This window comes from Aminobacterium sp. UBA4834 (genome assembly GCF_002400205.1).
Classification (GTDB): domain Bacteria; phylum Synergistota; class Synergistia; order Synergistales; family Aminobacteriaceae; genus Aminobacterium; species Aminobacterium mobile.
The window spans coordinates 34,173-46,276 of the sequence record NZ_DHFC01000018.1; the positions used below are offsets into that span (position 1 = coordinate 34,173).

The 12,104-nt window shown below is 43.4% G+C and carries 9 protein-coding genes and 1 tRNA gene; 4 read left to right on the top strand and 6 right to left on the bottom strand.

Annotated elements, in window-relative coordinates; all coding sequences use genetic code 11:
• Positions 1–5: 5 nt before the first annotated feature.
• From coaD to trmB, 4 genes are read right to left on the bottom strand one after another with little or no spacing between them, the layout of a single operon-like run.
• A complete protein-coding gene (gene coaD, locus B3L97_RS06670; protein ID WP_024822138.1) occupies positions 6–512 on the bottom strand; it encodes a pantetheine-phosphate adenylyltransferase in 507 nt (168 codons plus the stop codon).
• A complete protein-coding gene (locus tag B3L97_RS06675) occupies positions 509–1,021 on the bottom strand; it encodes an RsmD family RNA methyltransferase (RefSeq protein WP_024822137.1) in 513 nt (170 codons plus the stop codon). The genes coaD and B3L97_RS06675 overlap by 4 nt, the downstream gene beginning before the upstream one ends.
• Positions 1,021–1,422, bottom strand: a complete 402-nt coding sequence (gene tsaA, locus B3L97_RS06680) for a tRNA (N6-threonylcarbamoyladenosine(37)-N6)-methyltransferase TrmO (RefSeq protein WP_024822136.1) — start codon at positions 1,420–1,422, stop codon at positions 1,021–1,023. Before tsaA ends, B3L97_RS06675 begins: the two co-directional genes overlap by 1 nt.
• On the bottom strand, positions 1,419–2,366 hold the full coding sequence (trmB, locus tag B3L97_RS06685; protein ID WP_051461106.1) for a tRNA (guanosine(46)-N7)-methyltransferase TrmB: 948 nt from the start codon (positions 2,364–2,366) through the stop codon (positions 1,419–1,421). Before trmB ends, tsaA begins: the two co-directional genes overlap by 4 nt.
• 403 nt (positions 2,367–2,769) lie before the next feature.
• On the opposite strand from trmB, the gene nifJ reads away from it, so the two are divergent.
• The 4 genes from nifJ (at position 2,770) to rsmA (ending at position 10,335) form a co-directional block, all read left to right on the top strand.
• Positions 2,770–6,321, top strand: coding sequence for a pyruvate:ferredoxin (flavodoxin) oxidoreductase (gene nifJ / locus B3L97_RS06690; protein ID WP_286934638.1), 3,552 nt, complete (start codon positions 2,770–2,772; stop codon positions 6,319–6,321).
• 147 nt (positions 6,322–6,468) lie between these two features.
• Positions 6,469–6,546: transfer RNA gene (locus B3L97_RS06695), tRNA-Pro, on the top strand.
• 741 nt (positions 6,547–7,287) lie between these two features.
• A complete protein-coding gene (locus B3L97_RS06700; RefSeq protein WP_286847653.1) occupies positions 7,288–9,312 on the top strand; it encodes a serine hydrolase domain-containing protein in 2,025 nt (674 codons plus the stop codon).
• Between the two features lie 207 nt (positions 9,313–9,519).
• Positions 9,520–10,335 carry a 16S rRNA (adenine(1518)-N(6)/adenine(1519)-N(6))-dimethyltransferase RsmA gene (gene rsmA, locus B3L97_RS06705; protein ID WP_024822131.1) on the top strand — a complete coding sequence of 272 codons (816 nt, stop codon included), beginning with the start codon at positions 9,520–9,522 and terminating at the stop codon, positions 10,333–10,335.
• A 61-nt stretch (positions 10,336–10,396) separates the two neighbouring features.
• On the opposite strand, the gene B3L97_RS06710 is transcribed toward rsmA, so the two are convergent.
• Positions 10,397–10,672 carry an HU family DNA-binding protein gene (locus B3L97_RS06710; protein ID WP_024822130.1) on the bottom strand — a complete coding sequence of 92 codons (276 nt, stop codon included), beginning with the start codon at positions 10,670–10,672 and terminating at the stop codon, positions 10,397–10,399.
• Between the two features lie 111 nt (positions 10,673–10,783).
• A complete protein-coding gene (gene der / locus B3L97_RS06715; RefSeq protein WP_024822129.1) occupies positions 10,784–12,094 on the bottom strand; it encodes a ribosome biogenesis GTPase Der in 1,311 nt (436 codons plus the stop codon).
• Positions 12,095–12,104: the final 10 nt, after the last annotated feature.

Here is a 12,104-nt window from a genome sequence, read left to right on the forward strand (position 1 = left end):
CCTTTTTACCTCTGACTTTGGATGGGACGAGGAAACCGCTCTCGAAGCCTCCTGTAAACTCCAGGTGGAACCATCTCCTGTACTGGCCCCCCAAAATTGAAAATCTCTTTCACGGCACTGCTTGAAAGATAAGAATATTTAGCGTCAGTAACAATAAAGAGCGTTTCTATATCCGGGGCTAGCTGACGATTCATTAAAGCAAGTTGGAATTCATACTCAAAATCAGAAAGGGCACGAAGTCCCCGAATAATAATGCGGCTCCGCTCCTGACGCAAAAAATCAACAAGCAGCCCATTAAAAGAGCTTATCTTCACGTTGGGGAGATGACTCAAAGCTTCACGAGCCATTGCTTGGCGCTCTTCCACCGTAAAAGCAGACTGTTTCTGAGGATTCAATAAAACACTGACTACCAACTCATCAAAAAGGGCTGCCGCTCTCTCTGCGATATAAATATGCCCGTTAGTAATTGGATCAAAAGACCCTGGGTATACAGCCCTAATAGGGCGCCTCATCGGGAGTCCTCCTTCCTCTCCTTTTTTAAAAATGTCAGGACAGTATCTCCGTACGTACGACGGTCATCAAGCACAAATAAATGTAATGGCACTTCAACACACTCTCTTACTGAGTGCTCTATAATTAACACTCCATCGTCCTTCAATAATCTTTCGTATTCGGTCATAAGTTCGATAATTTTAGAGGGCCACCCCTCCTCATAAGGTGGATCCGCAAAAACAATATCAAAAGAAAACTCTCTTCTCGCTAACCACCCAAGCGCTCGACGGATGTCCATAGAAAGAACAATAAAATCTGTATCCTCTCCTCGAAACATTTGTCTAATAGCAGTTGCTCTTTTTCTCAGCAATTCTACTTCTACAACAGGTCTGGCACCTTTTTCATAAGCATAAAGCCCTACGCGGCCAGATCCAGCAAATAAGTCAAGAAAAGCCTTTCCATTAAGGGAGTCAAGGATATTAAACAACGCTTGGAGCACCTTTGAAGATGTGGGCCGTACATCTTTCATTATCCCCTTCCTCCATATAGAGCAAAAGGCTTAATGTCGAGTACCGGCGTTCCATCTATAGCATCAAGGCCAGAGACGTGAAGACAACACCCCTCTTTGCGCTTTAAAACACATCGACTGACACCAAGGAAATTAGGCCGTCGAGGCGAACACGTGGCAAAAACCCCTTTTAAGGGACGCGCCAGATCTCCTTTGGGATGAACGTGGAAGTGGAAAGACGAAGATCTATGAAAACGAAAAACTATTATGATCTCCTGTCCCTCCCTAAGGTCATCTAATCCCAGCTCATAAAAAGGTTTAATCTCGATCTTAGCCTCTACATCTTTCAAAAGATCAGGGTGAACCGGGTCTTTCACTGGCGAATGAACAACCCCTATAGGGTAAAAAGTACACCCCTTCACTGTCTCAACCCCTCACGACGCAATCGTTCGGCAAGGTAAAATATAGATTTCTTGACTGCTGGCGTACGATACACCAAGCAGCTTCCATCAAGCTTAATAAGAGTTTCTTTCTCTTCTTTCACTATTTTCAAAAAGAATTTTTGCTCAAAATTTCCGTCCGTAGCAATTGTTTCGAGTAAAATAACTCCTTCGGGAGAAAAATAGGAATTTCGATATGTCCAATGACACTCGTTTTCACTCTCGCTCTCTCCTTTTATTGTTTGAAAAAAAGAGCGACTCCAATCTATAACATCAACTTTAGTATGCATCCTCTCACCTTCTTTTACCAGGCGCTCCATTAAAAATGTTTCTTTCTTGCGAATCTGTATCCTATAAATATCTTTCCCCTGCGCCAACCATTTTCGTTCGTATTTTGTAGTAACAGGCCGGACAGGATTTTTAACATAAGAATAAAGAACCAATGCTGGGTGAACAGATAAAACATCCCGTACTTCCAAAGCATACCACTCTTCATCGGTAACAAGCTCAAAAATTCCATTAGGAGCCAAGACTCCTGCAAGCACATCAGAAAAGCCCGGAGCAGTAACCCTTCGCTTAGAGTGGCGAGACTTCGGCCACGGGCAAGGGAAATTCATATATATTTTATGGATAGATCCATTCTCAAAACATTCCCTCATAAGAAATCGGGCATCTCCACACATAAGATATACATTCTCAAGTCCTAACTGTCGTACACGCTTTGCCGCTTTCAAAACGCATGTTTGGGAAACCTCAATACCAAAAAACGTATCGTCCGGATATGTCCGAGCCATATGGACAGGAAATTCTCCATTCCCAAAACCTATTTCAACAACATTTTGCCCTTTCCCAAAAGAGGAAAGATCAAAAGGGATGCTCATTATTTCTGGACGCAATATAACGCTCTCCAAAGGCAAGGAAATCACTAAAACGCCTCCTCCTCTTACATCTCTCTTCGCCGTGAAAAATAAAGCAGATAGATTATAACAGCCTTTCATAATCCCTTGGGAATTAGTTATTATAACAATGATAAACCACGAATAGAATGTTAATATAATAACATTGACAGCTCCTTTCGTTGTGATAATATGACCCCAAAGAAGGGAGCCTTTATCTCTCTATTTAGAAAAAATTGATTAGAGTAAAAAATGCAAAAACAATGCACTTGTGTGAAAAATGTCCATCTCTTGTCAAAATTTTTCCTTTATCAATACCTATTTCTTTTTTAGCACTTAATTATTATTATATTTCAATAGAAGGGCTTATACTTATTGGTTGGACCAGTAGTGAAAAAGCTCATGATTGAAAATACTTAGAGGGGGTACATGAATGGCTAAGCAGTGGAAAACAATGGATGGAAACACAGCAGCTGCACACGTTTCCTATGCGTTCACAGAAGTTGCTGCAATTTATCCGATCACGCCTTCTTCACCTATGGCAGAGGTTATCGATGAATGGGCAGCTCATGGAAGGAAAAACATCTTCGGACAAACTGTCGATGTAGTTGAGCTCCAGTCAGAAGCCGGAGCATCGGGAGCAGTTCACGGCTCTCTTTCTGCAGGCTCTTTTACTACAACCTTTACTGCATCTCAGGGGCTTTTATTAATGCTCCCCAATATGTACAAAATAGCAGGAGAGCTGTTGCCCGGTGTTTTTGATGTATCTGCACGAGCTGTTGCCGGACATGCCTTGTCCATTTTCGGAGACCACAGTGACGTAACAGCTTGCAGAGCAACTGGATTTGCTTTCCTTGCTTCTGGAAGTGTTCAGGAAGTAATGGACCTTAGCGGAGTGGCTCACCTTGCAGCTATTAAATCAAGCATCCCGTTTGTTAACTTCTTCGACGGATTCAGAACTTCTCATGAAATCCAGAAAATAGAGGTTATGGAGTATGAAGATCTCGCTAAATTAGTAGATTGGGATGCTGTAAAACGATTTAAAGCCCGCGGCTTAAACCCCGAGCGGCCTTATCAGAAAGGTACGGCACAAAACCCTGATATTTATTTCCAGGCAAAAGAAGCAGCGAACAAATTTTACACTGATCTTCCTGACATGGTGGAAGAATATATGCAGGAAATCACAAAAGTCACTGGTCGAGAGTACCATCCCTTCAACTATTATGGAGCTCCCGATGCTGATCGCGTCATAGTCATTATGGGTTCGGCCTGTCAGGCGGCAGAAGAGGTTGTAGACTATCTCAATGCCAAGGGAGAGAAGGTAGGCGTCATTGAAGTTCACCTTTATCGTCCTTTCTCCGCTAAATACTTCTTTAAGGCCCTGCCCGCTTCTGTAAAGAAAATAGCTGTTCTTGACCGTACTAAAGAACAAGGTGCTCTTGGTGAGCCTCTCTATGAAGATGTAAGAACACTCTTCTACGATAGAGACCATCAACCGATTATTGTCGGTGGCCGATATGGTCTTGGTTCTAAAGATACCACTCCTTCCCAGATTAAAGCTGTATTCGATAATCTTAAGAATGAGGAACCTAAAAATCATTTCACTATTGGCATAGTAGACGATGTAACTCACACTTCTCTTGAGGTAAAAGAGAACATTAGTACAGCTCCAGAAGGAACCATTCGTTGCAAGTTCTGGGGGCTTGGATCTGATGGTACTGTTGGCGCTAATAAAAACTCCATTAAGATCATTGGAGACAACACAGATATGTACGCTCAGGGATATTTTGCCTATGACTCGAAAAAGTCTGGTGGAGTCACCATCTCCCACCTACGATTCGGGAAAAAACCCATCCGCTCTACATATCTCATAGATGAAGCTGACTTTATTGCTTGCCATAAGCAGGAGTACGTACATCTCTATGACATCTTGGCGGGTTTGAAAAAAGGAGGCACCTTCCTTCTGAACACCCAGTGGACTACTATAGATGAGCTGGAGAAAAATTTACCTGGAAATGTAAAGAGATTCCTTGCTCAGAATGATATTAAGTTCTACATTATCAATGGAGTTGATCTTGGCGTAGAAATAGGGTTGGGTAACAGAATCAATATGATTATGCAGTCCGCATTCTTTACGCTCGCTAATGTCATTCCTATTGATGACGCAGTAAAATATATGAAGGATGCTATCAAGAAAACCTACGGTCTAAAGGGAGAAAAAATTGTCCAGATGAACAATAAAGCCGTAGATGCGGGTAAGGACTCTCTTATAAAAATCGATATCCCTGCAAGCTGGAAAGATGCGGAAGATGAGTGTTGCTGCTGTGGCGAAGAGAGACCCGACTTCATTAAAAATGTCTGCGATGTCATTAACAAACAGGAAGGAGATAAACTTCCTGTAAGTGCATTCGTTGGCAGAGAAGACGGCAGCTTCCCCTCCGGCACAGCTGCTTATGAAAAACGAGGAGTGGCCATCAACGTTCCTGAATGGCTGAAAGATAAATGTATTCAGTGCAACCAGTGCTCCATGGTTTGTCCTCATGCTGCCATTCGTCCCGTGCTTCTTGACGAAGCAGAAGCAACAAAAGCTCCCAAGACTTTCGTCACAGTAGACGCTAAAGGGAAAGAGTTTGCCGGGCTGAAGTTCCGTATGCAGGTCAACTCCCTTGACTGTTTAGGATGCGGGAACTGTGCAGATATCTGCCCTGTAAGCGCTCTTGAGATGAAACCTATCGCTTCTCAGACTGAAGCAGAGGTCCCTAATTGGGATTTTGCCATAACAGTATCTGACAAATCCCATCTCACAAACAAAAACACGGTGAAAGGCAGCCAGTTTGCTCAGCCTCTTCTTGAGTTCTCTGGTGCTTGTGCTGGCTGTGGAGAAACACCTTACGCAAAATTAATAACCCAGCTTTACGGAGACAGAATGCTCATTTCTAATGCTACAGGCTGTTCTTCCATTTGGGGAGGCTCTGCTCCAAGCATGCCATACACCACCAATGCGAAAGGCCAGGGGCCAGCTTGGGCTAACTCGCTTTTCGAAGATAATGCTGAGCATGGTTTTGGAATGTATCTCTCTGTGAAAAATACAGTAAAGCAGCTGACAGCGGTTGTACGAGAGCTTCTCGCTCTGGATATTCCTACTAATATAAAGGCTATTTTTGAAGAGTGGCTAATTTCCAAAGACGACGGAGAGAAATCTAAAGTGGCTGCTGGGAAAATATATTCCATCCTCAATAAGGATCTTGGCAGCAAAGAAGCAAATGAGCTTCTCGCCAAAGTAGCTGAAAAGAAAGACTATCTTGTGAAAAAGTCTGTCTGGATCTTCGGCGGAGACGGTTGGGCATATGATATTGGTTTCGGTGGCCTTGACCATGTGTTGGCTTCTGGAGAAGACGTGAATGTCTTTGTGTTCGATACAGAAGTTTACTCCAATACTGGTGGGCAGTCATCTAAGTCCACACCTACAGCTGCTGTAGCGAAGTTTGCTGCATCCGGCAAGAGAGTTAAGAAGAAGGATCTTGGCCGTATTGCCATGACCTATGGTTACGTTTATGTAGCCCAGGTAGCAATGGGTGCTGATAAGAACCAGCTTATGAAAGCTATAACTGAAGCTGAAGCTTATAAAGGACCTTCTCTGATCATTGCCTATGCTCCATGTATCAACCACGGAATTAAAGTAGGAATGGGCAAATCTCAGGCTCAGGAGAAGAAAGCTGTAGAAGCTGGTTACTGGCATCTCTATCGCTATAATCCTCTTCTTGCTGAGGAGGGTAAGAACCCCTTTATCCTCGACTCTAAAGAACCTAAGGCCGATTTCAAAGAGTTCTTGATGAGCGAGGTCAGATACTCTTCTTTGATGAAATCCTTCCCCGACATTGCCGACCAGCTCTTTGACAAAGCAGCCAAAGAAGCAAGAGAGAGGTATGAAACCTACAAGCAGTTAGCTGAAATGGGTAAGGAAACAATAAAAACTGAAGCGTAAATAGCTTCACGTAAATGAAACGTGAGAGGCAGTCTTCTTAAGAGACTGCCTCTTTTTTATCCTCCAGAACACGTGGACAATTTCTAATAGAAAGACCTTCTCAACTCTTGACCACGAGAGGAAGATTAGGTACAATACCCAAGTCATCGGGACGTAGCGCAGCCTGGCTAGCGCACCTGCATGGGGTGCAGGTGGTCGGAGGTTCGAATCCTCTCGTCCCGACCATGAATATACAAGGGGCGCTAAATCTAGTAGGCGTCCCTTTTTTGTGTCTTTTAACCATTCTCTAGTTTTTTCTCTCCAAGGGCTAAAAAGCCCCCAGCAGGGGGTCAAAAACAAGCGGATTTTCAATGTCAAAGCCTTACATTCAAGGGGGTTGATGACATGGGATATGCCACTGTGGGTAACATTAAGTCATTTCCGCCTAAAACTTGGCGGAATGCATACAATGTCCGTTTAAAGATCTTACGCTTTTTTTTCATACTGTGTCTCATAAGGCGGGGGAAAGTCCCATTTCGCTGAAGCTCAACATTACGCCATATCCCCAAGGGTAACGCGATCATTTGTATCTCCGTCTTTGCTTGTTTGCGCTTACTTTTGATCGCTTGCCTTCCCATCCACCCCCAAACAAGACACAAATCTTACATTTTCTGCAAGAAGGTGCTATGATCGTTTGAACAATATTGACAATTATGTTATTTGCTCGATAGTAATACACCTCGTTGTTGGGTGGTCAACGTTGGGAGAAAAAACAAGGTGCGTTTACTATAGACTTCCTATCACAAAAAAGCGCTCAATGCGAAAACTCGGATTACGTGCACACCTGATCGTAGCGCCCCCGAATTAATGGACAGTATAAAGAGACGATATACTGGAGATCAGAGAGGTGCCGCAGAAGATGGGCAAATATTACACACCGGATTTCAAACTTGAAGCAGTAAAACGTGTGAAAGGGAGGAAACATTAATGAGAACCCGTAAAGCGTTGCCTGTTCTTATGAGTCTTCCGTGTGTTATATTAATTCTTATCATCTTCATCCTGCCGTGTTCTGGCAATGTCGCTAATTACCCGAACACAGTTTCGGCCGCAAGAGAAATAATATGGGAAACTATTATCTCTGGAGGGGGAAACTCCGCATCGGTAGCAGTGATGGACAGGGGCAATATAGTGTATTCGGAGGGATTTGGACCGGCAGACCGCTCACTTAACCGTCTCGTGGACAAAGACACTCGGTTCAATATAGGCTCAACGAGCAAAATGTTCGCTGCCGTGGCAATTCTGCTGCTGGCAGATGAGGGTAAATTAAGCCTCGAAGACCCTGTGGTAAAGCATATACCTGAATTCGTAATGAAAGATCCCCGATACCGGGACATTACAGTGCGGATGCTTTTCAATCATTCTTCAGGCCTGCCTGGCTCCACATTTGTTTTTGGGTACAAGGCTGACAAGGATCACCGGACCCTATTGCTTGAAACACTGAAGAATGCGGATCTCAAGCACACCCCAGGTGAAATGAGTATTTACTGCAATGACGGTTTCACCCTGGCCGAGATGATCGTTGAGCGGGTTTCAGGGAAGTCATTCGCCTCGTTTGTCACCGAAAGAATATTTACTCCCCTTGAGATGTGGAACTCGAGTGAAAGTGTCGGCGTTACTGGAGGAAAGATTGCCGAATTCTACGATGAAGAGGGGAATAAATATCCCCCCGAGGTAGTAACGGTGCTGGGCGCAGGCGGACTCTCCTCCACTCCGGAGGACCTCTGCCGGTTTGGGGACAGTTTTGCCCCCGGCGGAAAGAACATTCTTTCAGATTCCTCGCTAAAGGATGTTTTGAAGGGACAGCCTACCCCCTTTTCTTCTTTACTGAAGGGGGATGCCCTTTTGGACGCCTTTGGGTGGGATTATGCACTCCTTCCGGCCTATCGGGAGAATGGGTACCAGGTTCTGGGTAAAAGCGGCGGGACCTTGTTCTATTCAACCAATCTCCAGATTCTTCCACAGGAACGGATGGCGGTTGCAGTGATTTACTCCGGACAAGCTAGCGCCGCGGAAGCTACGTTCCGTATTATGGAGGCGCTCATGAAAGACAGGGGGCTCCTCGAACCGAAACCGGTTTTTCCCGTCAAACCTCAAAAGCCAGAGCCTATTCCCGATGAGTTTTTGAAACTCGAAGGATTCTATGTAAACACACAACAAGCTGTTCGCATGGTCTTTGACAATGAGAGTCATACGCTGAACGTCTACTCCCTCGCTTCTCCTTCGGAAGACGAAGAGTCGAAAGAGAATAAACAAAAGCCGATTCTTTCACTGGTTCACAACGGAGGCTTATTTCATGATTTTGCAACTGGTTACCGATATTACTTTCTAACGAAAGAGAAGACAGTTTATCTTGTCGCGGAAAAAATCCCGCGGTACGGGGCAGATATTCCCATGTTCCAGAAGATCGATCCAGTAGAAAAAACAAAAAGTCTGTCAGTGGAAATGGACGGCAGGTTTTGGCTGATACGCAACGCTTCTCAGTATGTGCAACTTCCTGATGTTTTGCTGGTAAAATCCGAAGTATACGGCGATCTTCCCGGGTATGTGAAATTCTTTGGAGTGAACAGGGCGGAAACCCCCGACTTTGGGGCAATTGCCGCAACAGGCTTCCGCGATCAGTGCAATATCCAGCTCTATAAGAAAGACGAAGCTATCCGTTTGAAGGCAATCCAGTTCGTTTATTCAAGCGAGGATATCGCAGGAACGCTAGTACCGGGGGAAAATACCATAATGATCGGATCTGAAGGCGAAAACGAATGGAGGAAGGTCGAACAGGGAGGTATTATGTCCATCGAAAAGCCTGCAAATGGCAGAGTGATCGTTTTTCCCGGACGGCAGGTGGAGAAAGTTTACGACAGCATTATAGACAGCAGCGAGCTCTTCGTACCTGGGGGAAGCCTAGTGTTCCTGGCAGGAGAACCAGGAGATCTGTTTTCGATAATAGTGCGGTAAAATTTTCCGTTTTTTCCCGTTACCAATAAAAACGGCGATAATAAATTCGACAGGCAAAGTATACTTCTGAGGACCCTTTTTCAGGAGGATGCAGATGGCGTCTACTATATTTCCTACTTCTTTGTTCTAAGAATGTTTGCGCTCTCTATAATTTATGGCATAATACGAAATCGGTTGATGAATAAGGAAAATAGATGCGGAGGAAAAATGAAAGACCAAACGTTTAAACATAAATCAAGCTTAGGACAAAATTTCCTACAAGACAAAAACATTCTGGCTCAGATTGTCAAGTGGGCCTCTATTGAGGAGACAGATATTATATTGGAGGTTGGAGCTGGACAAGGCGTCTTAACCCAACAATTAGCGTTGTCCCCTTGTGCGTTTGTTTTTGCTCTGGAAATAGATAAAACACTTCATGAATATCTCGACCCACTTGAAGAACAATATAAACCTCGCCTTTCCATATTTTGGGCGGACGCCATAACATTCGATTACGAAAAAAATCTGCCGGCTATTCCTAATAAGGTTGTCGCAAATATCCCCTATCACATTACTACTCCACTTATATGGCGTCTTCTTGAGGCTTTTTCAGGCAAGGGGTTACAGTCTATGCTTTTTATGGTTCAAAAAGAAGCTGCTTTACGTTTAATTGCTCCTCCTAAAACTAAAGATAGATATCCGCTAGGTATTACCTTAGAATTGATGGGGGTACAAAAAATATTGCGAAAAGTACCGCCTCAGGTATTTTTCCCTCAACCTAATGTGGAATCTGCCGTTATAAATATAAAAGTTGAGAAAAATTTTGATTTACCCAGGCAAGAAAGTTGGAGAAATCTTCTCCGCGCCTCTTTTGCACAAAGAAGAAAGACATTGATAAATTCAGCAGCTCGAAATGGCATTGATAAAGAAAGTCTCATAGAAAGTTTCTCCACTCTTCATTTCCCACCTACTTTAAGAGCTGAGGATTTAACAGGAGAAGAATGGCTTGCTCTTTGGAAATCTCTTTATAAAAAAATAACATAAATAAATGGAGCCCTTTCTCTGTAGAAAGGGCTCCATTTTTACGAAAAAAATTTAAAAATTCCTACTCCACTTTTTCTTTAAGAGCCTTACCCGGTCTAAAAACAGGAACCTTCTTTGCAGGAATCTTAATAATCTTTTTGGGGTCCTGAGGGTTTCGTCCCTCTCTGGCAGCTCTCTCTCGCACTTCAAAGGTTCCAAAACCAACAAGTTGAACTTTATCGCCCTTGGCAAGAGAATTCTCAATAGCCTCCAATACTGCCCCCACGGCGGCACCAGCTTCCCGCTTATTCAAACCTGTTGCTTTGGCAACCGCATTAACAAGATCTGTCTTTGTCACCCTAAACTACCTCCTTTTCTTTTGATTTAATATAAAGTCTTGTTACAGACACGCTTTGCGACGATTTATTATTACCAGTAACATGGCATATGGTCAAGTCCGAATTTCATTTTATTGCCTTATACGCCAAAAAAGTCGCAGTGGGGATCCATCAAAAGTAGACATTTCTCTTATTTTGTTTTCTATATGTCTCTTAAAAGATAGAGGAACTATTTCTGGATCATTTACAAAGAAAACAAATGTTGGAGGTTCTATTTCTATTTGGGTGCAATAATAAATTTTAAGGGCCCGTCCACGCTTATTGGTAGGAAGCGATTGAAAGGCCAAAACATCTCTCATAAGGCGATTCAATTCTGTAGTACCTATGCGACGCTTACGATTCCCGTGGACAGTAACAACAGCTTCTAAAAGTTTGTGAAGACCACGTTTAGTCAATGCTGAAACAAAAAGAATAGGTGCATATGTTAAAAATGGCATCTCTTCATATATTTTTTTCTTCATTTCATCCCCAAGTTTAGGTGACACTTTAAGGGTATCCCACTTATTAACTACAAGAATAATTCCCTTCCCCTTTTCTATCACCTGGGCTGCCATTTTTTTATCTTGATCAGTAGCCGGTTCGGAAGCATCCATAATAAGCAAAGCTACATCACTACGATCTACCGCCTGAAGAGTTCTTACAAAAGAATAATATTCAAGATCGCTATCAAAACGGCTCTTTTTACGAAGCCCTGCCGTATCTATAAGACGAAAGTCTCCCTTCTCTGTCTCTATAACAGTATCTGTGGCATCTCGAGTCGTTCCCGGGATATCACTGACCAGAACACGTTCGCCTCCAGCTAGAGCGTTAATAATACTCGATTTCCCTACATTGGGCCTCCCAACAATAGAAACGCGAATTTCGTCAGGGTTCACTATTTCTTTTTCTTCCGCTGGTAAAAAAGAGGCAACCATATCGAGAAGATCATCTATATACCGTTTATGAAGAGCGCTGATCCCTATTACATGTTCAAAGCCAAAGGTATAGGCATCATAAACACGATCTTCATGCACTCCATCATCGAGCTTATTAGCCACTACAACAACAGGTTTGCCAGACTGACGAAGAATCTGCGCCACATCTTCATCCATCCACGTTGGCCCTTCCATCCCATCAATAACAAAAAGTATAACCTGGCTTTCCTGGATGGCTAAAGTCACCTGTTTACGAATTCCATCCACTAGTGGATGGTCATCACGAATAAGGAGACCACCCGTATCAACTATATAAAAATTTTTTCCTTTCCACTCTACTTCTCCATAAATTCGATCCCGAGTCACCCCGGGCATATCGTCAACAATAGCTTCTCGACGTCCAAGAATTCTATTGAAAAGCGATGATTTCCCTACATTAGGGCGACCCACAATAGCAACAATGGGCATAGTCTCGCTC

Excerpts from the sequence above, each read along its gene's own strand:
- B3L97_RS06675 (WP_024822137.1), bottom strand. The coding sequence starts at position 1,021 with ATGAAAGATGTACGGCCCACATCTTCAAAGGTGCTCCAAGCGTTGTTT.
- coaD (WP_024822138.1), bottom strand. The coding sequence starts at position 512 with ATGAGGCGCCCTATTAGGGCTGTATACCCAGGGTCTTTTGATCCAATT.
- rsmA (WP_024822131.1), top strand. The coding sequence starts at position 9,520 with ATGAAAGACCAAACGTTTAAACATAAATCAAGCTTAGGACAAAATTTC.
- nifJ (WP_286934638.1), top strand. The coding sequence starts at position 2,770 with ATGGCTAAGCAGTGGAAAACAATGGATGGAAACACAGCAGCTGCACAC.
- der (WP_024822129.1), bottom strand. The coding sequence starts at position 12,094 with ATGCCCATTGTTGCTATTGTGGGTCGCCCTAATGTAGGGAAATCATCG.
- B3L97_RS06700 (WP_286847653.1), top strand. The coding sequence starts at position 7,288 with ATGAGAACCCGTAAAGCGTTGCCTGTTCTTATGAGTCTTCCGTGTGTT.